Raw genomic sequence first — 25,293 nt, forward strand, 5'->3', positions numbered from 1 at the left:
TATGGCAGAACAACAGCCAGTCCGTTTTTTCATCACCCATTCGTGGCACGATAACGAATTTACGCTCAAACTCACGCGCGATTTACGCGCGCATGGCTTCGATGGTTTCCTCGACGTGTACTCGGTCAAGCCCGGCGACAACATCCCCGCCCAGATCAATCGCGGCTTGGAAACGTGCGACGTGTACATCCCCATTCTCTCGTCCGCGTCACTCAAATCGAAATGGTGCGAGCGCGAAATTAACGCCGCGCTCATGCTCAGCGGCGAAGCCGGGCGCGGCGGACGACCGTTGCTCATTCCAGTTCTCGCCGAAGATTGCGCCAAGAATTTGCCTCCGCTCCTCAAACCGCTCCTCTACATTTCCTTTTTCAATCGTTACCCCGACGCGTTCAAGGACTTGCTCGCCGGTCTCAATGTCTTGCGCGGGACCGAAGCGGCTTCGATTGTCGAGCCAGCCCCGAAGGCAAAACCCCGGACTGCAAAGAAACCGGTCGAGCGCAAACCGACGCGCAAAGTCAAACCGCCAATCGCCAAGAAGACCACGCGAAGCGAGCCGGTCGCACGACTGGATGAGGTTCGCGCGAAATTGCGCGCCGATCTGGAAACGGCGGAGAAGAACCAGGAATGGAACTATGTGGTTTCGCTGGGAGAAAAATTTCTCGCGTACGACGACGACCCGAAACTCAAAACCAGGATCGCGCTGGCGTATCACGAACGCGCGATCAAAAACACCAACGGTAAGAACCCCGATTACGACGCGGCGCTGAACGATTTCAATCGCGCAATTGAACTCGATCCCAGCAACGCGTTGTACTACAACAATCGCGGCGTGTGCCAAAACAATCAACGCTTTTCCAGTGGCACGGGCGATTACGCACGCGCGATTGCCGATCACACTCGCGCGATTGAACTCGATCCAACGCATTCTGAATTTTATCAGGCGCGCGGCAAGGCGTATCGCAACGCCGGGGATTGGAAAAAGGCGTTGGCAGATGGTTGGGAAGCCGGGCACTTGGGTACGATGAACGTAGCCGAGTTCCAGGCGACGGGCTGGGATTATTACAATCAAGGCAAGTACGATTTGGCGATTGCGTACTTTACGCGCGGCTTGCAGATGGAATCGAACGCCGACATGCTCGCGGGACGTGGCATGAGTTATTACGCGAAAAACGAGTACGACCACGCCCTCGCCGATTTTGATCGCGCGATCAAGATGGATCCCAAACACGCGTCGTATTATCTTTCGCGTTCGTTTTGCTACGAGGACCAGAAAAATTTCGACCGCGCGTTGGCGGATTTGGATCAAGGTATTCAGCTCAAGCCGAAGAATCTGGCGACGTACTTTCAGTGCCGCGGGCGCGTTCACTATCGCAAGACAGATTACCCGCGCGCTATCGCGGACTGTTCGCGCGCGCTTGAACTCGACGCCAAGTATGCTGCCGCATATTTTGTGCGCGGTCTCGTTTACCGCGATCAAGGCGACGCGACACGTGCGCGCGATGATTTTAGTCACGCGATTCAATTCGATCCCCAGGTCGCCGCGTACCATCGCGAGCGCGGAAAAAGCTACAAGGTAAAAGGCGACTTGGTTGCGGCGCGGCGCGATCTGCAAAAGGCAAGCGAACTGGGTGATGCGGAAGCGAAAGGATTGTTGACGACGCTGTGACGACTCCGATTTGTTCCTACGAAAACTCTCCCTGGCGCACCGAGTTCTGGCGCGGGCGCGATTACGAAGACCTCGCCGAACGCATCGCTCTACGCGCGCTGTTGCCGCCGCGCGGCACGCGGCTCTGCGAAATTGGCGCGGGGTTCGGTCGGCTCGCCGATTATTATCTCGGGTACGATCAAATCATCCTGATGGATTACGCGCGCACGATGTTGCAGCAAGCGCGCGAACGATTGACCCAGGATTCACGATTTACGCATCACGCATCGCGCTTTATTTTCGTCGCCGCCGATCTCTACAACTTGCCGTTCGCAGATAACGCGCTCGACACCGCGCTGACGATTCGCGTGTTGCATCACGTCGTGGATGTGCCGCGCGCGTTCAGTGAAATCGCGCGTGCAGTGCGACCGAATGGAACGTATGTTCTAGAACACGCGAACAAACGCCATCTGAAGACGCTACTACGTTACGCGCTCACACGTCGCGCGCCGAATCCATTCGCGCTTGAGCCATACGAGTTCGTCAAACTCAACTTTGATTTTCATCCGCGCTACATCGTCGAGCATTTACGCGCGGTGAATTTTATCGCGCGCGACCAACGCGCGGTTTCCATGTTGCGTGTCCCTGCGCTCAAACGGCTCGTCCCCGCGCGCCTCCTGGCTTGGCTCGATGGCGCGCTCCAAGTCCCCCTCGCACGGCTCCAACTTGCGCCCAGTATTTTTCTCCGCGCGGAATCGCGCAAACCTGGGTCGCCCGCACTCAATCCTGGGTTGTGGCGTTGCGTCGCGTGTCACGCGACCAACCTTGCAGAAACACGCGACGCGCTCACCTGCCGCGCGTGCGGACGCGCCTATCCCATCGTGGATGGCATTGCAGATTTCAAATGATTCACCACGGAGATCACAGAGCACACAGAGAAAATAAAAACTCGGTGTCCTCTGTGATCTCTGTGGTAAGATTTTCCGCGTACTCTCTACCTCTTTTCCGAATTTTGTTGTATAATACAAATGTTCCATCATGGCTGAGAAAAAATCTGCACGCGCAAAAACAAAAGAAGAACCGAAACCACCCAAGCCCGTCTTTCGTCTCGACGCCGATCGTTGGGAAGAGATTGGCGCGATTGGCGTGTTCATCCTCGCGTTGCTCACGTTCGCCGGCGCGCTGAACTTGAGCGGTGGATTCCTGGTCGAGTTGTGGGTTGGCACCTTGCGGACTCTGCTCGGCTGGGGCGTGTACTTTACGCCGTTCATTTTGATCGCGTTAAGCATCTGGATGTTTCTCGACGCGATTGATCATACCTGGAATATCGGCTGGGAACGTCCGCTGGGCGTGGGCGTGCTTTACGTGTTCGTGCTCGCGGTATTGCATTGGGCGGTCGCGTTCGACAATCCGATGAAAGAGCCGCGCGCGTTTGCCGGCGGCGGAATGCTTGGCTGGACGATTGCGTCGCTCCTCATCTCCGCGCTCGGCGCGATTGGCGCGGCGTTGGCAATGACCGCGTCTATCGGCGTGGCGCTGATTCTCCTTTTTAACATTTCGCTCCCCGAACTGGGTCGCCGCATTTTGTACGTCGCGCGCATCATTCCCCATTTGCCGCAAGAGTTGAGTCGCAGACCGGCGGAACCGCGAGCGACGCAACCGCCGCTCCCGACGATCAGTCCGCGCCCGCGTCCCTCCGCGCCGTTTGTCACGCCGCGCGACCTGGAACCGCGACGCGAATCACCCGCGCCGGTCGAGCCGCCCGCGCCGCCGCGCGGTCCCGTCGCCGCGCGCATCATTGGCGGCAACGCGCCTGCCGAACCGGTTCCACCCGCGATTGCCGCGTCCGACGCGCCCACGCCGATCATTCAACGCGAGTGGCGTTTGCCGGAGTGGAGCGGGATGCTCGAAGAGAGCATCGAGTCCGACATGAACCAGCACGAGATTCGCGAACGCGTGCATCGCATCGAAGAGACCTTGCAACATTTCGGCGTGCCCGCCAAAGTGATTGAAGTGAACCAGGGTCCGACGATCACACAGTTCGGCGTCGAGCCAGGATTCGTCGAGCAAAAAGGTGTGGACGGCAAAGTGCATCGCGTCAAGGTCAAGGTCAGTCGCATCAGCGCGTTGCAACACGATCTCGAACTCGCACTTGCCGCCGCGCCGATTCGCATCGAAGCGCCGGTGCCAGGTCGCAGCGTCGTCGGCATCGAAGTGCCGAACTCGCAGATTGCGCGCGTCAGTTTGCGCGGCGTGATGGAATCGGACGTGTTCAAGAATCTCGAAAAGAAAACCAAGTTGCGGATCGCGCTGGGTCAAGATGTGGCGGGACAACCAGTGTGCGCGAATCTCGAATCCATGCCACACTTGCTCATCGCCGGCGCGACCGGTTCCGGTAAATCCGTTTGTGTAAACGCGGTCATCGCCGGGTTGCTGTGCACGACCACGCCTGCCGATGTGCGCTTTGTGATGGTAGACCCCAAGCGCGTCGAGTTGGTGAACTTTAACGGCATTCCGCATCTGCTCTTGCCGGTCGTCGTCGAGATGGATCAAGCGGTTGCCGCGCTCGAAAACACCGTCAAGGAAATGGATCGTCGCTTCAAGTTGTTCCAGAGCAGAGGCGCGCGCAACATCGAAATTTATAATCAGATTGTCGAAGGCAAACCAGACGAAGAAAAACTGCCGTTCCTCATCGTCATCGTGGACGAGCTCGCGGACTTGATGATGGTCGCTCCCGATCAAGTCGAGCACACGATCACGCGGCTCGCGCAGATGGCGCGCGCGACGGGCATTCACTTGATTCTCGCGACGCAACGTCCATCGGTGGACGTGGTGACCGGGTTGATCAAGGCGAACTTTCCCTCGCGTATTTCGTTCGCGGTGACGAGCCAGATTGATTCGCGCGTCGTGCTCGACACGCCCGGCGCGGAAAAATTACTGGGTCGCGGCGATATGTTGTACATGGCGAGCGACTCGTCCAAGTTGGTGCGCTTGCAAGGATGCTTTGTCTCCGACCGCGAACTCGAAAAATTAGTTTCCTTTTGGAAGGATTTCACGCCGCCGCCGTTGCCGACATCGCCAACGACTACTCCCAGTGAAGGGTACGAGCAGGTCACGTTGTGGGGCGAGGTCGCGCCCAAACCAAAGACGCCCTCCGGCGATGACGATTTGTTGCCGCAGGCGATGGACGTGTTACAACAAAATAATCGCGCGTCCATTTCGTTATTGCAGCGCAAACTACGTATCGGCTATTCGCGCGCCGCGCGCTTGATGGAACTGCTCGAAGAAAAAGGATTTGTGGGACCGGACGAAGGTCCGACGAAAGGTCGTTCGGTGCGCGCGCCCGACACGAATGAATCGCTGCCACGCGCGCAAAAAACCACGCCCGCCTCGCGTCGCACGTTTGAAGAGGAAAACGATCCGTTCGCCGATTTCACGGAGGAAGACTGGGAGGAGTTGGACAAGGGCTGACCCGGCGCCTCGACTAATTTTTGTGCTATTTCAAAAATTGTGTTATAGTTTTTGCCGCGCTCCAATTCAGCGCGCTGCTCAGCCCGCAGAGAAGCGGAACGCCGAAGCCATCGCACGTGTCGGTGTCCCGAGATCACTCTGCGGTTCGATTTTATTGGAATTAAAATTCAAGGAGCTAATTGATGAAAACCCGCGTCTTGGTTTTACTTGCGCTCGCATCGCTCGCGCTCATCGCCGTGGCGTGTGGATCGCCAACCCCGACGCCAAAGCCACTTGCTTCGCCAACCGCGTTGCCCACCTTCGCTCCGACGGCAACGCCGCTACCGCCGACCATCACCCCGACGGCGACGCCCACACCAGTGCCATTGTCGTTGAACGTCCTCAAAAATGCCGAGTACCCAAGCGAGTATCCCGCGAACAAAAAAGCAAAATTAGTTGATGGCGCGTACGAAGAAAAGCAAGCCAAGACCAACGCCAAAACGACGATGAAGATGCTCGACGTATTTGCGACGGGCGACTTGAATGGCGATGGAGTGCCGGACGCGGCAGTCGTAATCGCAACGAACACCGGCGGCACTGGCGTCTTTCACGATTTGTACGCGGTCGTCAATGAGCGCGGCACGCCCAAGCCGGTCGCATCGTTCGCGTTGGGTGATCGCGTTCAGCTCAAAGCCGCGGCGATTCAAGGCAGCGAGGTCGCGCTCGATCTGATCGTGCATGGTCCCAAAGACCCGCTGTGTTGCCCGACGCTTGCGGCGACGCGCAGTTATCGTTTGCAAGGCGACCAAATTATTTCGACAACACCGGTAACACCTACTCCAGTCGCCGCCGCAGCGCCATCACGTGCCGCCACCACACCCATCGCGCGCGCGACCGCAACCGCAACGCGTCCGCCTGCGCCCAAAGGGTTCATCCTGTTTCAGTTCAACGATAACGGAGTGGATCGCGTTTCGACTGTAGATGTGCAAACGAAAACCGTCCGACCATTTTACGACGTCGGTCCGGTGTTGGATATTGTCAACACCAACGCCGCGATGATGGCATGGTCGCCGGACAATAGCAAGATTGCGTACATCGCGACGCGCGGTCTCGGCGAGACGAATGCGTTGCGCGTCTACGACCCGCGGCTCGACACGCATACGGGATTGTATTCCGCACCCGCCGGCGGCGGTCTGTCCAGTCCAACGTGGTCGCCCGACGGCAAGCAAATCGCGTTCGTCCGACTCGCGGCAGACAAAAGAGGATGGAACGTGCTGATCGTGAACGCGGACGGTACGCCGTGTTCGTCCGACAAGCAACAATGGTGTGATGTCAAAAGCAATTCCCAGGGCGAGCAATTCCGCGGTGGTTTGAGCTGGTCGTCGAAAGGGCAACTCGCGCTCGGCTTGGTCACGACCGGGGAAAATGATATCTACGTGCTCAACCCCGATGGCGGCGGCTTCCGCAACATCACGAACAACCCCGCCGACGATTCGACCCCGGCGTTTAGCCCCGACGGCAAATTGATCGCGTTCACTTCTAAACGCGATGGTCGAGCGCAAATCTATGTGATGAACGCGGATGGTTCCGGCGTTCGGCGCGTGAGCCAGAGTACCGTGCCAGACTTTTCACCGTCCTGGTCGCCCGATGGCAACTGGCTTGCATTCGCGTCCACGCGCAACAACTCGACGAATATCTTTATGATGGATTTGCGCGGCGGGAATGTAACCCAGTTAACGTCAAGCCCCGGACAACATCCGGTATGGTCGCGTTAGCAGTCGAGACGATTTTGTGATTTCGACAAATTTGGTATAATGCGGTTCGCATCTGTGAATGGAAAGGATGGACGATGAAAACACGTTTCGTTTTGACGACCCTCGCTCTCGTGGCAGTGGTTTGGTTAGCGACCGCCTGCGGCGCGCCGCCCACGCCGACGCCGATTCCTTCGCCTACGCTCGCGCCATTGCCAACCGCGTTACCGCCGACCGCGACACGCGTCGTGCCGACGAGTACGCCCACGCGCGCGGCAACCGCGACGACCGCGCCGCCAACGGCGACGTCACTCCCGCCCACACGCACGCCAGTCCCGGTCGGATCGGTGCCGACCGTACCGCCCCAACCCACCGCGCGCCCGGTGTCGCCGCCGACCGGCACGATCGTGTATCATGCGATCACAGATGCTCAGAGCCGACTGTTCCATGTTGACCCGAACTCTGGCGCGGTGACGCCCTACCTCTCCGCCGGTTCCGGGATGGACTTGACGTTGGATAATTTTGGCACGAACGCGCGCCTCGGCGAATTCTCGACCGGGAACGCCAAATTCGCGTACGTGTTCGCCGCCCAACCCGGCGCGGTGAATGTGTTGCGTCTGCGCGACACCGCCGGCAATACGCGCGACATTACATCGGACATCGGTCTCTCCAGTCCATCGTGGTCGCCCGATTTCAAACGCCTCGCGATGATTCGTCAAGCGACGAATGGTTGGTTTATCAGTATGATTGACGAAGACGGCAAAAATCGCGAGGATGTGCCGATGCCGGCTGAACTTGCCGGCGCGCAATTCCGCGGCGGCATGTCCTGGTCGAAAACTAACTTGATGGTCTTTGCTGCGAACACGAGCGGGGCGAGCGACATTTTCACCAACTATCCGGACGGCAAGCAATTGCGCCGGCTGACCGATCATCCGGCGGACGACACGACGCCCGTGTTCAGCCCGGACGGTAAACTGATCGCGTTCACCTCGACGCGCGATGGTCGCGGCCAAATCTACGTGATGAACGCCGATGGCAGTGGCTTGCGTCGTGTGCGACCCAGCACCAGCAACGATTTCTCGCCGACCTGGTCGCCGGATGGCAACTGGATCGCGTTCGCCTCGAACAACAATTCGGGGACGAGCATTTTCATTATGGACATCAACGGCGCGCATGTGCGCCAACTGGCTGGGGGCGATCACCCAGTTTGGACACGCTAGAAATCCCAGGGGCAGGTCAGCAAGACCTGCCCCTGAGTTTTTTCCCGGCATCCATCTTCATCCGCGCAAAATTTCCGCGCTGACCTCTTCAAGTTGGCGCGCGCGCCCGCGTGCTTGCGCGGCAGTGAAGGCGGTGCTTTTCAGACGCGGCGCAATCGCGCCCAGCAAACTCTGTGCGCGATCACGCGCTTCCTGTTCGCTGCTTGCATGCGCGGCGACCAAGGCAATGATTTCGACGGCTCCTGCGCTGTTTCCTTCGGCGTGCCACAACGCGCCGAACTCGGCGCACACGAGTAACGCGAGCGGAACGGCGTTGATCGCGACGGCGGTGTCCAGCGCATCGCGCAAATGTTGCCGCGCCTCCGCATAATCGCCGAGCGCGCACGCCACCGCGCCGAGACGCAGGAGAGTGAAACCGGCGATGATCCCGCGGTGTGAATCCGCGCTGCCCATGCTCAAACTTTGCCGCAAGAATTGCCGCGCCTCCGCGCAATGTCCTTCACGAAAAGCCAGCGCGCCCAGGTTATTCAACGCGGTCTGCGCGCCGCGTTGGTCGTCGAGCGATTGGTAAATCGCCAGACTTTCCTGATGAAATTCTCGCGCAAGCGCGAAATCCTTTTGCTCCCGCGCGATAATTCCCAGGTTGTCGAGCGTATTGGCGATACTTCTCTGGTCGCCCAATTGCCGCTTGATCGTCAAACATTCCTCGAACACTTGACGCGCCTCCGCGTATTCGCCGCGCGCCAGCGTGACCGCGCCGAGATTGTTCAACGCCACCGACAACATACGCAGATTGCCGCCCGCGCGCGTCAATGCCACGCTCTCTTGCATAAACTGTTTGGCTTCGCCGAGATTCCCCAACCGATAGGTGATGTGACCCAGGTTATTGACCGCGCGCGCGAATTCGGTCTGCGCGTCCGTATCGCGCAAAATAGTCAAGCACGTATATCCGACCGCGCGCGCCTCCGCGTAGCGATCGAGGCGAATCAGAAAACTCATTTGGGGAATGAGCAATTTGGCATAGAGTTTCTGCTGGGCAGGTTCGCTTGCGCCGGCAAACGCCGCGGCGGCTTGCTGAAAGGCGGCAAGCCCTTCTTGGAACCGACTTTTGATTTCGTAGAAATATCCGAGACTCACGAAACTGGACTCGACCCAGTCCGCGCGTCGCCGCGCGATCATCCACTGCCACGCGGCATTCACGTTATCCATTTCGCCGCCGACCTGGTTCAGCGCGTCTTTTTGGTTCGCGCCTTGGATCGGCGCGGCGAGTTGCGCCAAGAACGTCGCCAAGTACTCGCCATGCCGATCACGCACCGCTGCTTCCGCGTCAACCGACGCACCCAGCTTCTCCGCCGCGTATTCTCGCACAACTTGGTGCAGCCCGTATCGCCCCGCGCTGCTTCGCACGAGTGACTGGTCTACGAGCGCGGTCAGGGTCGTCAGCGACGCGCCCGCCACCCACTCCGCCGCCTCGCGCGTGAATCCACCCCGAAACACGGACAGACGCGCCATCACCGCGCGTTCGTGCTCGGACAACAAACGCCACGAGTAATCGAACACCGCCCGCAAACTGCGTTGTCGTTCGGGTACATCGCGTGCAGTCGTCGCGAGAAACGCATACCCGCGCGCGATCGCGTGCGCGATGTCATCGCAGGTGTGCGTTTGCGTCCACGCCGCCGCCAGTTCGATCCCCAGCGGCAACCCCTCGACCAGTTGGCACACGCGCGCGACGCTCGTCCACAGCGCGTCGCTCGTTTCCAAATCCCCGCGCACCTGGCGCGCGCGTTCGACGAACAATTCCACCGCCGCCCATTTTCGATTTTGGATTTCTATTGGCGCGGTTGTGTCCGACCGAAAATCCGGATAGTCAAGCCCTTCAATCGCGATCAGCCACTCGGCGCGCACATTCAATCGCTCGCGCGACGTAATGAGTAGTTTCACGTGCGGCGCGTCACTTTGCAACTGGGCTAGCCAGGTCGCCGCGTCGAGCAAATGCTCGAAATTGTCGAGAACGAAGAGCGTCTCTTTTTCGCGCAGGAAATTGGCGAGTTGCGTTTTGGGGTCTTGCTTGCCGGTGAAAGTAAAACCACACGTGTCTGCCATCGCGGCGACCAACCGGTCGGGCGAATTCACTCCCGCGAGTGGAACGAAAAACACGCCATAGAGAAACGCGCCGATTTTCAACGCGCGTTCCGCCGCTTCAAGCGCGAGTCGTGTTTTGCCAACACCGCCCGTGCCGAGGAGCGTGAGCAACCGGCAATCGCGCTGGAGCAAACGCGTCTCGATGTTGGCAAGTTCTTTTGTGCGACCGATGAATGAGGTGGGTTGCGCGGGCAAGTTATGACGCGTGGCATCCCCCGCCGCGCGAATGCGTTCGTACAGCGCGGTCGTTTCCGCCGATGGCTCGACATCCATCTGTTCGCGCAGTTCGCGTTTGCACACTTCGTACTGTTGGAGCGCGACACTGCGTTGACCGGTGCGCGCGAGCATCAGCATCAAATCGCGATGCGTTTCTTCGCGCCAGGGATCGAGCGCGATCAAACGCGTCGCGTACTCGATGCCGCGCGCGTTATCGCCGCGCGCGGCATGTTGCGTCACGAGCGCGCTCATCGTTTGAAGCGCGAGGTCGCGCAGGCGCGCGCGTTGCGCGAGCATCCATTCTTCGAACTCGGGCGCATCGCGCACGAACACGCCGTCGAGAAAATCGCCGGTGTAGAGTTCGACTGCCGCGCTCAAATCTTGGGCGCGGAGTTTTTGTTCGAACAGCTCGATGTCGAGCGCGTACGGCGCGTCGAAATTGAATTCGACGGTATCGCGCGTGATGAGGAGGTGCGGTTCGAGGAGTTTGCGGAGATTCGTGAGGCACTGGCGCAGATTCGTCTTGGCGTCGGCGTCGCTCATCTCGCCCCACAAAAGCGCGGCGAGGGAATCGCGTGTCGGCGCGCGGCGCGTGATGGCGAGGTACGCGAGGAGCGCGGGCGCTTTGTTCGAGTAAAAGCCAGTGATCGGCTTGCCGTCGAACGTGACGCGCAATCCACCAAAAAGCCGAATCTGCAAAGTTGCTAGCATTTGGAAATTGGAAGTTGGAGGGTGGAGGGTGGAAGGTGGAGCCATGTCTAACCTCTAACTTCCAATCTCCAACTTCCAATTACCCGACTCACGATGTACTCACGATGGTTTGTTAAACTAGGGTCAGAATAACACGAGAGAAAGCGCACGTCAAGAGACTTATGTCCATTCAGTCCAAACCGCGAACGTATCGCTCGTTTCTGCTTCGTTTGTGGGCGGAAGGCGAGCCGCCCGTCTGGCGATTCAGTCTCGAAGACCCGCACACTGGCGAGCGGATTGGAATGGCGAATCTGGACGCGCTGATCGCGTTCCTAAAGGAGGCGATGGAGCAAGTCAATCAAAATGAAACGATCAATCATTCGTCTGCATGAAATCATGATCAAATGGAAGGAGGTATGTTCGTGAAAAAGTTACAATGGTGGTTTCGCATCGTCGGCGCGTTCTATCTGCTTCTGACGCTGATGAATCTGGGAGTTACGATTTTCGATACCCAACTTCAGATGTACAAAGATTTGTTGCCGCCACCGCTGACTGGCAACACGCTCGCCGCCCGAGGATTTGCGGACGCGTGGTTCGTTTTCGTGATGGACGTGTTGGGAACCGCGATTTTCTTGTTGTGGGCATCGCGCAATCCATTGAAGCACATCAGCGTCGTCTGGTTCGCGGTCTTGCTCGAATTCCTTCATGGTGTTGTAGGGGATGCGTACTGGATCACGCGAGGATACGACGTGATGAGCTATCTCGTTTTCATCGTCATCCATTTCATCATCATCGTTACCGGCGCGATGTTCGCGCGAGAAGCGTCGGCACAAACTGCGTAAGGCAAATTTCTAATTTGCCCATCAGGAGGAGTTCAAATGAAACATATCGAAACAAGCATCACCATCAATCGCCCGATTGATCAGGTCTTTACCTTTGTGACGGATTTTAGCAAAGCCGTCGAGTGGCAAGCCGGGATCGTCGAAGCGCGCATCACGTCGAATGCTCCACGCGGCGTTGGCACCACGTACGTCTGGGTGCAACAGATTGTCGGTCAAAAGATGGATACGAGCGGCGAGATTACCGCGTGGGATCCGCCACGGCGATACGAATGGAAATCGGTCAATGGTCCCTTCCCGGTTTCGGGTGGAATTACTTTTCGCGCCGAGGGCAACGGCACAGCTGTGACGCAATATGCCGATGCAGAGCCGGGCGGATTTTTCAAACTCGCCGAGGGCTTGCTCGTCAAGCAAATCGAGGGACAGTTCGCGCAATCGCTCAAGACGTTGAAAGAGTTACTCGAACAGTAAACAACAATTCAAAGACCTTCGAGGTCTGCGAGACCTCGAAGGTCTCACAAAGAAGGAGGGACATATGATTCTCAACCTGATCTACCTTTTAATTCTCGTCGCGTTCGTCGTCTTGTTCGCGTGGCTTACGATTCGCGCCGCGCGCGCAAAACGCTGGCTCGTGAAAATTCCCGGCGTGTTGTTCGCGGGATTGCTCACGCTCGTTCTCGCGCTGATCGTCTTCGTCGCCGGCAAAGGCGTGGCGATGAAGTACGTGCCGACGTCCGAACCCGCGCCGAATCTCAGAGTCGAAGGGACGCCGGAACAAATCGCGCGCGGCAAGTACATCGCGTACATCGGTTGCGCCGGTTGTCATGGGAACAAGGAAGAGTTTCCGCTCACCGGCGGTGTTGACATTGCCTCGGAAATTCCGATGCCAATCGGCTCAGTGGTCGCTTCGAATATCACGCCAGGCGGTGTGTTGAAAGATCGCACCGACGGCGAATTGTTCCGCGCGCTTCGACACGGCTATGGCAAAGATGGCACGCTGTTGATTATGATGTCGTTGATGCCGTACCGCCAATTGAGCGACGACGACACCAAAGCACTCATCGCGTTTCTGCGGTCTCAGCCGGCGGCGGAAGGCACACCACAAGGTGGCGACGACGTCAATCTGCTTGGCGCGATTCTCTTTGGCGCGGGAATGTTTCCGAATCCCGATCCGATCAACAAAAACGCGATCAGCGCGCCGGCAAAAGGCGTCAACGCCGAGTACGGCAAGTACGTCGCGACGTTCGGCGAGTGTCGCGGGTGTCACGGTCCCGACATGACCGGCAGTCCGCCGAATCCGGCGCAACCGGAGGGTGTGCCCAATGCGCGTCCCTACTCCGCGGCATTGACACGCGAGCAATTCGTTCAAATGATGCGGACTGGCAAACGTCCCAACGGCAACGACTTGAAAATGCCGTGGAAGAACGCGTCGCGCATGGATGACCAGGATTTAAGCGCGTTGTACGAGTACGTCAAAGTAAAATAGAATGAAATGGTTCTACGAAATTTTGTACGGACGCTTGCGCGCGCCGTGGGACATTGGCGCGCGCAAAGAACTCGTCGAGTTGGTCGAGCGCGGGCGGATCGAGCCGTGCCGCGCGATTGATCTCGGCAGCGGCACGGCGAGCAATTGCATCTATCTCGCGCAACACGGCTTTGACGTAACGGGCGTGGATTTTGCAGAATCGGCAATCGAACTGGGACGCAAACGCGCGCGCGCCGCAAACGTGAATGTAAATTTTATCGTGGACGATCTCACCAACCTGAGGCGCGTGCGCGGCACATTCGATCTGCTCGTGGATTACGGCACCCTCGACGATTTATCGCCCGCGCAACGCGACCGGTACATGCAAAATGTGTTGCCACTCATGCGCGCGGGAACGCGATTTTTGTTGTACGTGTTTGAGTGGAAGCCGGTTTGGTGGGAGCAACCGTTCTACTCGCGGATGGCGCTCGAGCTGGGCGAGGCGGAGCGGCGGTTTAGTCCGTACTTTGTGATCGAGCGGTACGCCGGCGCAAGTGGACTCGCCGGATTTCCGCGCGGCTGGGCGGTGTATTGGATGACGCGGAAATGATTTACAAAATCATCCACACGCCAACCACCGAAAGCACCGTGCCGACCGCGACGAGCGGGGTCACGCGCTCGCGCAAAAAGATGACCGAGAGCGGCACGCCGATCAGCGGCGCGGCGGTGTTGAACAACGCGGCACGCGCCGCGCCGGCGTAACTCACACTGAGCGTCCACACGATCATCCCAATGCCGGTGCTGTACATCGCGAGCGCGCCCAGCTTGGGCAGACTTGCGCGCGTAAAACCGCGCCAGGGATCGCCGCGCGTTTGATAAAGCGCAACGAACGCGGTGGCAAGCGCGGCAACCGGCAAACGCACCGCGTTGACCACGAGTACGCTCGGCGATTCTTGTAGACCCAGCTTCAGCAGCATTGTCGCAATTGCCCACAATGCCGCCGCCGTGATGGCGGCGAATGTGCCGAGCCGTTCGCTCCGCGCGTCGGTCTGAACGCGTGAGCCATTTTTTGGCGCGAGCAAGTAAATGCCGATGACGACGAGCGCGGTGCCAAGCATCGCCGTGGGTGTGGGCTGTTCACCGAGAAACGGGATGGCGAGCGCCCACGTAAAAAGTGGATACGAGCCGGAAAGCGGCAACGCGCGCGACGCGCCGATTTGCGTCAGACTCCAAAAATACAACACGTCGCCAATCGCGATGCCGATGATGGAGGAAACGGCGAGCACGAGGACCGTGCCGGTTTGAACCTGGGCGATGGCATGCCAACCATCGAAGAACGGCAGAATTGCAAACGTAAAAATCGTCGCGACGATCATTCTAAACGCGTTGAACGAGGTCGGGTGAATTTCATCCGCTTGCGCTTTGATCGCAAGACTCGTCGTCGCCCAAATGAACGCGCTGAGTAAACCGAAGATAATTCCTATTGTCATGGCTCTCTCAAATGACGTGTGACGAGTGGTGTGTGGCGAATTTGCGTCACTCGTCACACGTCACTCGTCACACCTCAAGGATTGATTTGCGGCTTGATCGTGCGACAACCAATCACCGCCATTTTCGCGCGAATGTTCTCGAACATCGCGTCGTCGCGATACGTGCCGATGATCGCGCCGCCGGAGCCGGCGAATTTCGCGCTCGCACCGCACGCGCGCGCCACTTCGACCATCTCGACTTGCCATTCCGCTAACTGGAAAATTTTGCGCCGCGTGTTGAAATTCTCATCCATCAACGCGGCGAGTCGTGCGGTATCGCGTTGTAAAATCGCCGCACGCGCTTGCGCGGCGAGATCGGCAAAGTGGTTCATCGCATTGACCACTTGTTCTTCGCCGCGATCATAGCGCCCGCGAATATCGTTGTGAAACACTTCGGTCGGTTCGCTCAACGTGTTGTTGTACGACACGTACACCGGCGGCAAGAGCGCGGGATCGAGTTGCTCGTACGCGTAACACTTGAATCCTTCGACCACGCATTCGCGCGCTTTGTCAAAATCCATATACACGACGCCTTCGTACACCTGGATCACGCGATCCTGCAAGCCCGCCGCGATACCCAGTTCCTCGCGTTCAATCGAGAGCACGAAGCTGGGTTGCACTTGGCGCGGAATCGTGACGCCGTAAAAATCCATCAAGGCGCGCAACGTTGCGACGATGATCGCGCTCGACCCGGCAAGCCCAACCTGGCGCGGAATGTTCGTATCGTACCGCACCGAAAAATTCCGGTCGTGCAATAGGATGTTGCGCGCGTCGCAGTACTCGACAAAGCGTTTGATCGTCGCTTTGATGAGCCGAATGCCGCCGTAATAACCGTGTAGTTGCACATCCTTGGCGAGATCGCGCACCGAGCGAAAACGCGCACGGTCGTTCTCGGCAAGGACGATGTCCACCGAGTCCCACTCGTACAGCACGACCTCCGCCCAAAAGTTGCGCACGGTGATCGAAATCGTTTTGCCGTTGTAGCCGTCCGACGGATTGCCGATGAGTCCGGCGCGCGCATACGCGCGTTGGCGAATGAGGTGCATCTTGTTCTCCGGATGTTGGCAAATTGGAAATTTCCCCCACGCAGCGCAAATTTCCAATTTGCGTTAAACGATTTGCTTCAAATGCTCGCGCAACGACGCGCCGTACTTTTCGTCGGCGAGCGCAAATTCGACGAACGCGCGAAAGTACGCGTCATAGTTGCCGATGTCGTACCGGCGTTCGTCGCGCAGCGTCAGCCCGAACACCCTGCCGCCCTCTTGCAGCACCAAGCGAATCGCGTCGGTCAGTTGGATCTCGCCGCCCTTGCCTGGCTTGGTGCGCGCGAGCGCGTCGAAAATGTTGGGCGCAAAAACGTAACGCGCCGCAATCGCGAAATTGCTCGGCGCTTCTTCCGGACTCGGTTTCTCGATCACGTCCGCGATTTCGAATACGTCGCCGTCGTTTTTCGGTTTCGCGATACCATAACGATGCACTTCACTGCTCGGCACTTGCTCGAACGCGACGACCGCGTCGGCGTGGTTGTCGCTGAAAACCTGGGTCATGCGCCGCACAATGTCGCTCTGCGCGTGCAAGCCAATGATCGAATCGCCGAGCGCGACGACGAACGGTTCGTTACCGACAAATTCGCGCGCACACAAGACCGCGTGACCCAGCCCCAACAGTTGGCGTTGGCGCGTGTAAAAATACTGAATCGGCGCGCGTTCGAATTCAAGTTCTTCGAGCAAATCCTCTTTGCCGTTTTCGCGCAACGTTTGAATCAACTCGTCGTCCACGTCGAAATGATTTTCGATAGACGCCTTGCCGGGACCGGTGATGAACAGCATCTGCCGCATTCCCGCGCGCGTCAATTCTTCGACGACGTACTGAACGACGGGCTTGCGTCCGACCGGCAACATTTCCTTCGGCTGCGATTTGGTCGCGGGCAAAAGTCGCGTGCCCAGTCCGGCAACGGGCACGACCGCAATGTTGATCTCCATGGTCTCACCTCTTTATCAGGTTTTACGTGTTTTACAAATCGGCGAACCCGTTGAAAATGCGCGCGATGTGACGCGCCGCGTTCAGAAAATCTACGAGGCGCACGTGTTCGTCCGGCGCGTGCGTGCGATTGTTCGCGTATCCCACGCCGCACGTGACGATAGGAATGTCGAGCGGTTTCGCAAACGCGTACATCGGACTACTGCCGCCGCCCATCGGATTGAGCACGGTCGGCACGCCGTAAATTTCTTCGCCAGTGCGCGCGGTGAGATGGACGAACGGATCGTCGGGCGACACTTTGCAGGGCCACATCGCGCCGAGCCATTCCGCGCGCACATCGTCGAAACCTTGCTTGTCGAGATGCTCGCGCAGTTTGGCGAAAACATCATCGGGGCTTTGATCGGGCACGAGTCGAAAATCAATCTTCGCCGACGCGCGCGCGGGAATGACGGTCTTGTTGCCTGCGCCTTGATACCCGGCGGTGATGCCTTGAATGTTGCACGTCGGCTCGAACACGGCGCGATTGAGCGCCTTGCCGCGCGCGCCGCGCACGAATTCCTTGACGCCAAATGATTTGCGCGCCCACTCTTCGTGTTGCGGCAGCACGTCGAGTAATTTCAGATCGGTCGCGCTCGGTGGTTGCACGTGATCGTAAAAGCCGGGAATGCGAATGCGCTCATCGCGATGTTTGAGCGACGCGAGCGCCCACGTCAAACGCCACGCCGCATTCGGCAAAATGTGCGCGCTACCCGAGTGCGCGTCGCGTGTCATGGATTCGACCGACAGCTCGACCGACAAGACGCCGCGCCGACCCAGTCCAATTTCCGGTCGTCCCTCCGGATCCATGCCGCCCTCTTCCCAAATCGCGCCGTGCGATTGCAAAAGCTCGGTATGGTCGCGCACAAATTCCGCGATGTGCGGACTGCCGATTTCCTCTTCGCCTTCGACGACGAACGTGACGCCGCAGGGCAATTTGCCATCGCGCGCCGCGCGCACCGCGTCCACCGCCATCAATCGCGCGACGAACTCGCCCTTGTCGTCTTTCGCGCCGCGCGCGTATAACGCGCCATCGCGAATCGTCGGCTCGAAGGGCGGCGTCGTCCACAGTTCGAGCGGCTCTGGCGGTTGCACGTCATAGTGATTGTAGAACAATAACGTGCGGCGCAACGCGCCATCCGCGTGACCGACGATGATCGGATTGCCGGGCGTCGCGAATTTCTGCACACGATAACCATGCTTTTCCAATGTCGCGACAATCAGATTCGCGCATTCGTGCGTGCCTTCGCCCTTCGCCGAAATGCTGGGTTGCGCGCACAGGCGCGCCGTTTCCGCGATGTACTCATCCAAGTGCGTCTTCAAAAACGAATCAAGTTTTTCTGACATGACTACTCCTCAAAATTTTCACGCGACGATTATAGTGCGTAAAGGCGAGGAGCGCAAACCAAATTAAATCGCCAGTCGCAAGGGACTGGCGAAGATTCGTAGGGAACGCTCGCCGGAGCGTTCCTCAATGGAACGGAACAGCGTCCGTTCCCTGCCCAGGTTCACGCGCGCGAGGGGAACACGGTCGGCGCGTACACCCGAATCGCCGCGGGACCGACGAGCGGGCATTGGTACTCGCAGATGCCGCACCCGATACACAAGGTGTGAATCACGCGCGGGCGTTGCAGATGCACGCGCGCGCCGTCCGGCGCGATAACATCAACCTCGTCGAGCCGAATCGCTTTTTCCGGCACGGGACACATTTCTTCGCAGACGACACAGCGATTGTAACTCGCCCAGGGAATGCAGCGATTCTCGTCAATGTACGCGTGCCCGATGACCGTCGCGCGTTTCGCGTCGAGCGCGAGCGGCGGAATCGCGCCGGTTGGACAAATCTGTCCGCACGCGTTGCACGAGAAATCGCAATAACCCAGGCGCGAGACGAGAAGCGGCGTCCAGAATCCTTCGATCCCGGCTTCGAACAAACTGGGTTGCAGTCCGCCGGTCGGGCACACCTTGACGCACTCGGCGCAGCGAATACATTTTTCGAGGAAATGATTTTCGCGCGCGCCAGGCGGTCGCACGAGAAACGCGTCATCACGTTGCGCGCTCGGCGCGGCGCGGAACAATGCGACCGAGGTCACCGCGGTTGCCGCGCTCGCGATGAATTGGCGACGCGAGAGTGCTCGACCGCCGACGGCTGACGGCTGACCGCCGCTAATTTGCGGTCGGCGGTCGGCGGTCGGCGGTCGGAAACCAATCACCGATTCAGGACACGCTGAAACGCAATCCATACACGCGACACACTCCGCCGAATCAACCGTGAAACCTTGCTTCGTGACCGTGATCGCGCCGGTCGGACACGCCTTCATACACGCGGCACAGTGACTGCATTCTTTCACCGCGCGTGGACGCAGCCAGGAAATTTTCGCTTGCAATGCGTACACCGCGCCGAGCGGACACAAGTAGCGACACCAAAAGCGCGACGCGACCCAGTTTAGCGCGACGATGCCGACGAACACGAGCGCGAACAAAATGCCTAGCCCGTACGTCGTTTGTTGCGCGGGCAACACCGTGCCGCGAAAATTCTGCTCGATAAAATCCACGATGGGCGCGAGCGGCGCAATCGGCGTCAAGAGTGTTTCGATACCCAGGATCAATGCGTTGAGCGCAGGCAACGCCGCGCCGCTAAACGTGCGATTGAGAATCGTGATCGGGTCGAGAATGAGGAAGGTGAGATTGCCCATCAGCGCGGCAAAGAAAATGACGAGGAGTAAAATGAATTTGATGTTGGGAGAAACCTGGAAGGCGCGAAGCGTGGAAACCTTCCAGGTTTTTGGTGTTGTCCAATCGAGGAGCGCGCCGAGCGGGCAGAGCCAACCACACCACGCGCGCCCGACGACAAAGCCGAGCGCAAGCGCGACCATCGCGAGCGCCATCGTCGCGATGAACGCGCGCGTCGCCATCATCGCCGCGAACGCGACGAGCGGATTGACGCGCAAGTACAGATCAAGTGGAACCAGCGACTCTGCGCCGCGATACGTGAGAAACGCGAGCAGAAAAAACAGAATGACGCTTGCGATTTGTGTGATTTGTCGTGCGCGTTGCCAGCGAGTTGCGGTCACACTTGCCTCATTCGAGATCGTCAAACGCGATGCGTAACACGTGAATTTCACGCATCACGCCGTCACTTCCTTCACGCGCAGTTTCGCAAAATCGTAACTACCCAGCCCCATCTCCGCCGCGTACTTGATGTAACCGATGGATTCCGGTTTTTTCTTAAAGAATAACTGGGTCGCGTACCCATCCGCCGCAACCGGGTCAACGCTCGCGATGATCGTGTTGTCCTGTCGAACGTAATCGAGCCGCCCGCCGGTCGGTCCGTGCGAGGTGAGCACGCGAATGCCGTCAACGATATTCAACGTCGGCTTGATGAGCGTACTCAAATCGGCGATGCGTTGATCGAGCGAGAGGTGAATGCCGTTGCGATCCTGGATCACGCCCATCAATCCTTTCATCGCCAGCGTGACTTGCGCCGAGCCGTGATGTTTTGCAATCGGCACGTTGATGACGACATCGGCTTTCAAAATATCTTGATACACGCCCCAGGTTTTGATGTCGCGCGCATTGGGCAACGCGACATTCGCGTATTTGGACGCGCTCATAATTTCCATTTGTCCGCCGGCTTTTTCGACCGCCTCGCGAATGCCGCTGCGTTTATAGCCCTCTACTGCCGAGCCGGAAAATCCATTGTCCATCACGCGCACGCGTTTCGCGCCGGCTTCGAGACACAGCTTGACAAGTTCCGCGATGACGTCGGGATTCGTCGTCGTCGCGTACTCGGGTCCGTACGACGAGTTGCAAATGTTTGGCTTGATGATGACGTCGTTCCCGGTCTTGACGAATTTTTTCATCCCGCCAAGCGCATCCACTGCCGCGCGTGCAATCGTCGCGGCGACCGCGCCGCGTGCGACGACGAGGTGCGGCTCGACCGCGCTGGGCGGCACCGGTGTCGCAGTCATCGTTACGACCGGCGCAGAAGTTGGCGCGGGCGCGTTCGTCGCTGGCGCACGCGTGGCAGTTGGCGCGGGAGGGTTGATCGGAGCTGGCACGGAAGTTGAGGCAGGCGCGGGCGCGGGCGTCGGCGTCGGCGCGCACGACGCGAGCGCGGCGCCCATCGTCACGAGAATCGAACGGCGTAGAAAATCGCGGCGAGTTAGCATGGTTCCTCCTCGGGGGGACACGTATACAAGTAAACAGGAGACAGGTAGACAAGTTTGCTTGTCTACTTGTCTACCTGTCTACTTGTATACTCACATCATCACAATTCGCGTCCAAAATCAGTCAGAAACCGGTTACGCGCGCGTCAGCCACCACCACGCACCGGCGATTCCGAGCGCCGCACCGGCGACGACTTCGATGGGTGTGTGTCCCAACAATTCGCGCAAGTGCGTTTCGCTGATGGGGTGTCCTTGAAATAGCTCGTCAATGATTTGATTGAGGATGCGCGCTTGAATACTCGCGGCGCGACGCACGCCCGCCGCGTCGTACATCACGATGACGGCGAGGACGAACGCGACCGCGAACAGACTCGACCCGGTGCCTTCTTGGATCGCGACGGCTGTCGCGAGCGCGCACACCGTCGCCGAATGGGACGAAGGCATACCGCCGGCACTCGTCAGCAAACGTAAATTCAATTTATGATGCCACAATAATTCGACGATGACTTTGAGGATTTGCGCGATTGCCCAGGGAATGAACGTGGCTTGCGCGATGCGGTTGGCGAGAAGATCGTTCACGCGTTGTCCTCGTCGAAATCTTGTGCGGAAACAGTCTCGCCGCGCGGCACGAGTTCTTTGATGCGCAGTTCGGCGGCATCGAGCAGCGCGCCGCATTGCTTGGCGAGTTCCATCCCGCGCTGAAACAGCGCGAGCGATTCGTCGAGCGGCAAATCGCCGGCTTCGAGTTTCGCGATCGTCGTTTCGAGTTCGGAAAAAAGATTTTCAAAGGATTCGGATTTCTCTTTTGATTTTGGCATTATGCTATTTCTCCAATTCTTCCTGCGCCAGCAATTGCTTCAACGCCCCATACGCCGCATTTTGCACGTCCGATCTCACATCCTGCTGTGCCAGGTACAGTAAGCCATCCAGAACACTCTGCGTCTTTTCGCCCAACTCTCCCAACGATTGAGCCGCGTCCCGTCGTACCTCTCCATCCCTCGCCTTGAGCGCCAAGTCGAGTAACAAGGGTACTGCTTGCGTTGTCCCGCCCAACTGCCCCAACGACCGAGCCGCGTCCTGTCGCACTGATTCGTTACTTGCCGTGCGCGCCAAGTGGAGTAGCAGTGGTACCGCCTGTGCTTCCTCCCCCAATTTCCCCAATGATTTAGCCGCACGTTGCCGCACCCATTCAGCACTTGCAGGGCGCGTCAAATCGAGTAACAGTTGTGCTGCTTGCGCTTTCTCACCCACCTCTCCCAATGCTTCAACCACCGACAGCCGTATCCATTCAACACTCGTCGTGTGTGCTAGGTCAAGTAGCAGTCGTGCTGCCTGCGCCTCCTCGCCCAACTGTCCCAACGCTCGGCCCGCATCGTAGCGCACCAATTCGCTATTTGGCGCGACTGCCAAGTTGAGTAATCCGTTGACAATCGCTTCGCTCTTCTCACCTAGCTGTCCCAATGACCAAGCCGCAAGTCGTCGCACATCTTCGTCACTCGCCGTGCGAACCAAGTCGAGTAATCCGTCAACAACCATTTGGCTCTTATCGCCTAACTGCCCCAATGACCGAACCGCAAACCGCCGCACCCATAAGTCGCTTGATGTGCACGCTAAATCGAGTAGTCCGTTGACAACCACTTCGCTCTTCTCGCCCAACTGCCCCAATGCTTCAGCCGCATTTTGCCGCATCCTCTCATTATTCGCTGTGCGCGCCTGGTCGAGTAGCAATTGTGCCGCTTGCGCTTTCTCGCCCAGTTCTCCCAATGCTTGAGCCACATCCAGCCGTTCAAATTCAGAACGCGCCGTGCGCGCTAGGTTGATTAGCAGTTGTGTCGCTTGCGCTTTCTCGCCCAAATGCCCCCACGCTTCAGCCGCCTTCCGCTGTACCCATTCATCATTCGTGGGGCGCGTCAAGTCGAGTAACAGTTGTGTCGTCTCGGGTTCTTTTCTTGCCACTAATGGATTCATCCAATCGGCACACCAACTATCCAAAAATCTCTTGTGCGAATCCCTCAGAATCAACGTTGCAATACCACCATTTTCGCCTCTAGCAATCCAAGTCAGGATTTCAATGTACTCCCTATGAAGTTTCTCGCGCAAATGAGTGTGTAACAAACCATCGCACAACTCTTTCACCACGCGCTCCACCACCGCGCGCTCGACCATCACGTCATCGGCAAGAACGCGCGCGGCAAAGAAAAGGTCGCGATGCAAAACGCCTTCGCCCCAACTGTTCGCGCTCAAGATGGCTTGCAGCAATTTCGTCGTGGGCTTGACCTTGAGTTTCGCCATCGTCAGCAAGCTCACTTCTTCCCAGCGCGGGTCGTGCAGGTGCGACATCACGGCGTCGTGGACAATCTGCGGGTCTTCTTCGTCCAGATAGCGATTGTAAATGTCCATCGCCGCAAAATATTCCTGAAAGGTGCGATGCGCAAACGCAAAGCGGTCGGGACTGCGCTCGACCAGAATGCCCGCGCGCTCCACCAATCGGTCAATGAATCGCGATGCTTCATCCGCCGCGTCGGGATAGCGCGGTTTCAAGAATCGGGTCAACTTGCGCTGCAACTCGTCGCGTTCCACATCGCCGATGTTCTCGCTGTGCATCCAATACGCGATGTGTTCCAAGCGTCGCCGCTGTTCTTCTTCCCCGATTGGCGCGCCGCCGATGCCGCGCACCTCGTCCCATTTCACCAGGAGCGATTCGGCGCATTTGTCGTACAACCTGACGCGCTGATTCGGCAATCGTTCCGTGCGATGGATGGTCGCGATAATCGTGAGCATCAGCGGATTGACCGCGAGTCGCTTGACGTTCGGATTCGCGTCCAGCGATTCCGACAAAAGCCGCGCGCCCTCTTTCGCTTCGGGTTCGTTCTTCCCCTCGACCGCGCGATACCAGTTCTCGATGAATTGGCGAATCGCGTCGTCGTCGAAATCCAAGATGCTGAACGTGTAAAACTCGCGGCGGTCGAGCGGGGCGGCTTCGTATCCTTTCGGACGCGATGTGACGATGAAACGATTGGCAGGATGCGCGCGCGCCAGATTCTCGATGAGGTCGCGCATCTCGATTCTCTGGGCGGCAGTGCCGACCTCGTCCATCCCGTCGAACAACAGCGCGCACTCTCCGCGCTCGATGAAATGGCAAAAGAATTGCGACGGAAAATTCTGCCCGCGCGCGCGATAGTGGTCGTGCAAATAATCTTCAACTGCATATCCCGCGCCCCGCCGACTGCGTTCCCGCGCGAATTCTCGCAGCACGATTCGCAACGGCACGCGCGATTCGTCGCGTACGGGCGCGGTCGCCGCACCGTGCCATCCGCGCGCAAACGAAAGCGCGAGCCACTGCAACAGCGTGGACTTGCCCGCGCCAGGCGTGCCCAGCACAACCGCTTTCCGCTGGACCCGTAACGCGAAGGCTATGCCAACTTTTCGCTCTGTCACATCACGTTCATTAATCGCTCTCCAAAGAACCCGTCGCAACGCCGCAGATGTTGTTCTCGGGGACTCCTCGATTTCTGTCCCTTTCTCGAACGGTTCCCTGCTCGCGACGCTCTCCACGCGCAGCGGCACAAACACCTGCTCCAGTTTTGGGTCGTCAACCACCTTGCCCGCGTGCGAAAAACCAATCAGGCGAATCTTTTCCCACTCGCCGATGACGTGCGCGAGATATTGCTCGCGCTGCTGTTCCATTGTGATCTGTTCTTGCTCGCGTTCCCAATTGCGAATCGCGGTGACAACTTTCGTCGCCAAATCCTGCGGCGATCTGAATTCGGCGCGCAGCACGCCATTGACACGCGCACGGAATTCGCGCTGTCGTTTGCGTTTCGATGCGTTCTCGACGAGATTCGCGGGAATTGGAAAATCGTCGGGCGCGATGAACATCAAGCGCGGCTTGTTCGTCTCAACCGCCGCGTCGTACTCTTGTTGCGTGTACGACTTGTCCGAACCCTTCGGACTGCTTCCAAAATAATGCCCGACGATTCCAACAAACACCTCGCACTCAGCAACTTTGGCGCGGCAAAACTCATCTGCCATTACCGCCCGTGCGCCAAAATCCTCCATGCGGACGCAATGCAAATCGTCGCACGCCTGAATCGCCGCGAACACCGCGTCGCGATATTCCTGCAAATCTTTGGCGGTTGAACTCAGAAAAATTTTTCGCATTAG

The 25,293-nt window shown here is 58.4% G+C and carries 20 protein-coding genes; 10 read left to right on the forward strand and 10 right to left on the reverse strand.

The window, feature by feature from the left end; translation table 11 throughout:
- Nucleotide 1: 1 nt before the first annotated feature.
- The 5 genes from HY868_14910 to HY868_14930 all read left to right on the forward strand — a co-directional run bounded on the left by HY868_14910 (nt 2) and on the right by HY868_14930 (nt 8,066).
- Complete coding sequence (locus HY868_14910; protein MBI5303421.1) at nt 2-1,666, forward strand: tetratricopeptide repeat protein; 1,665 nt, start codon at nt 2-4, stop codon at nt 1,664-1,666.
- A complete protein-coding gene (locus tag HY868_14915; GenBank protein ID MBI5303422.1) occupies nt 1,663-2,553 on the forward strand; it encodes a methyltransferase domain-containing protein in 891 nt (296 codons plus the stop codon). The genes HY868_14910 and HY868_14915 overlap by 4 nt, the downstream gene beginning before the upstream one ends.
- 130 nt (nt 2,554-2,683) lie before the next feature.
- A complete protein-coding gene (locus HY868_14920) occupies nt 2,684-5,116 on the forward strand; it encodes a DNA translocase FtsK 4TM domain-containing protein (GenBank protein ID MBI5303423.1) in 2,433 nt (810 codons plus the stop codon).
- 182 nt (nt 5,117-5,298) lie between these two features.
- Entirely contained in the window at nt 5,299-6,870 is a 1,572-nt protein-coding gene (locus tag HY868_14925; protein ID MBI5303424.1) for a PD40 domain-containing protein, read from the forward strand.
- 74 nt (nt 6,871-6,944) lie between these two features.
- Nucleotides 6,945-8,066, forward strand: a complete 1,122-nt coding sequence (locus HY868_14930) for a PD40 domain-containing protein (protein MBI5303425.1) — start codon at nt 6,945-6,947, stop codon at nt 8,064-8,066.
- A 57-nt stretch (nt 8,067-8,123) separates the two neighbouring features.
- On the opposite strand, the gene HY868_14935 is transcribed toward HY868_14930, so the two are convergent.
- A complete protein-coding gene (locus tag HY868_14935; GenBank protein ID MBI5303426.1) occupies nt 8,124-11,135 on the reverse strand; it encodes a tetratricopeptide repeat protein in 3,012 nt (1,003 codons plus the stop codon).
- Between the two features lie 161 nt (nt 11,136-11,296).
- Here HY868_14935 and HY868_14940 point away from each other — a divergent pair, with 161 nt between their 5' ends.
- The 5 genes from HY868_14940 to HY868_14960 all read left to right on the forward strand — a co-directional run bounded on the left by HY868_14940 (nt 11,297) and on the right by HY868_14960 (nt 14,028).
- Nucleotides 11,297-11,506 (forward strand): hypothetical protein, encoded by a 210-nt coding sequence (locus HY868_14940; GenBank protein MBI5303427.1) that lies wholly within the window; start codon nt 11,297-11,299, stop codon nt 11,504-11,506.
- Between the two features lie 30 nt (nt 11,507-11,536).
- Nucleotides 11,537-11,956, forward strand: a complete 420-nt coding sequence (gene bphX, locus HY868_14945; protein MBI5303428.1) for a BphX family protein — start codon at nt 11,537-11,539, stop codon at nt 11,954-11,956.
- A 36-nt stretch (nt 11,957-11,992) separates the two neighbouring features.
- Nucleotides 11,993-12,424, forward strand: coding sequence for an SRPBCC family protein (locus HY868_14950; protein ID MBI5303429.1), 432 nt, complete (start codon nt 11,993-11,995; stop codon nt 12,422-12,424).
- Nucleotides 12,425-12,488: 64 nt separating this feature from the next.
- Nucleotides 12,489-13,439, forward strand: a complete 951-nt coding sequence (locus HY868_14955; GenBank protein ID MBI5303430.1) for a c-type cytochrome — start codon at nt 12,489-12,491, stop codon at nt 13,437-13,439.
- Nucleotide 13,440: 1 nt separating this feature from the next.
- The gene (locus HY868_14960) at nt 13,441-14,028 is read left to right on the forward strand and encodes a class I SAM-dependent methyltransferase (protein MBI5303431.1); all 588 of its coding nucleotides are present in this window, start codon (nt 13,441-13,443) and stop codon (nt 14,026-14,028) included.
- Between the two features lies 1 nt (nt 14,029).
- Here the strand turns inward: HY868_14960 and HY868_14965 are convergent, their stop codons facing one another.
- The 9 genes from HY868_14965 to HY868_15005 all read right to left on the reverse strand — a co-directional run bounded on the left by HY868_14965 (nt 14,030) and on the right by HY868_15005 (nt 25,290).
- Nucleotides 14,030-14,908, reverse strand: a complete 879-nt coding sequence (locus tag HY868_14965) for a DMT family transporter (protein MBI5303432.1) — start codon at nt 14,906-14,908, stop codon at nt 14,030-14,032.
- Nucleotides 14,909-14,982: 74 nt separating this feature from the next.
- Nucleotides 14,983-15,993, reverse strand: coding sequence for a GHMP kinase (locus HY868_14970; protein ID MBI5303433.1), 1,011 nt, complete (start codon nt 15,991-15,993; stop codon nt 14,983-14,985).
- A 63-nt stretch (nt 15,994-16,056) separates the two neighbouring features.
- Nucleotides 16,057-16,929 (reverse strand): UTP--glucose-1-phosphate uridylyltransferase, encoded by an 873-nt coding sequence (locus HY868_14975; protein ID MBI5303434.1) that lies wholly within the window; start codon nt 16,927-16,929, stop codon nt 16,057-16,059.
- Nucleotides 16,930-16,960: 31 nt separating this feature from the next.
- Nucleotides 16,961-18,310 carry a M20/M25/M40 family metallo-hydrolase gene (locus tag HY868_14980; GenBank protein ID MBI5303435.1) on the reverse strand — a complete coding sequence of 450 codons (1,350 nt, stop codon included), beginning with the start codon at nt 18,308-18,310 and terminating at the stop codon, nt 16,961-16,963.
- Between the two features lie 161 nt (nt 18,311-18,471).
- Nucleotides 18,472-20,034: a 4Fe-4S dicluster domain-containing protein gene (locus HY868_14985; GenBank protein MBI5303436.1), complete on the reverse strand. Its 1,563-nt coding sequence runs from the start codon at nt 20,032-20,034 to the stop codon at nt 18,472-18,474.
- Between the two features lie 54 nt (nt 20,035-20,088).
- Nucleotides 20,089-21,132 (reverse strand): DUF362 domain-containing protein, encoded by a 1,044-nt coding sequence (locus HY868_14990; GenBank protein ID MBI5303437.1) that lies wholly within the window; start codon nt 21,130-21,132, stop codon nt 20,089-20,091.
- Between the two features lie 132 nt (nt 21,133-21,264).
- Nucleotides 21,265-21,804 carry a divergent PAP2 family protein gene (locus HY868_14995; protein ID MBI5303438.1) on the reverse strand — a complete coding sequence of 180 codons (540 nt, stop codon included), beginning with the start codon at nt 21,802-21,804 and terminating at the stop codon, nt 21,265-21,267.
- A complete protein-coding gene (gene xseB / locus HY868_15000) occupies nt 21,705-21,947 on the reverse strand; it encodes an exodeoxyribonuclease VII small subunit (protein MBI5303439.1) in 243 nt (80 codons plus the stop codon). The genes HY868_14995 and xseB overlap by 100 nt, the downstream gene beginning before the upstream one ends.
- A 4-nt stretch (nt 21,948-21,951) precedes the next feature.
- On the reverse strand, nt 21,952-25,290 hold the full coding sequence (locus tag HY868_15005; protein MBI5303440.1) for a HEAT repeat domain-containing protein: 3,339 nt from the start codon (nt 25,288-25,290) through the stop codon (nt 21,952-21,954).
- Nucleotides 25,291-25,293: the final 3 nt, after the last annotated feature.

This window comes from Chloroflexota bacterium (assembly GCA_016219275.1).
Lineage (GTDB): Bacteria > Chloroflexota > Anaerolineae > UBA4142 > UBA4142 > JACRBM01.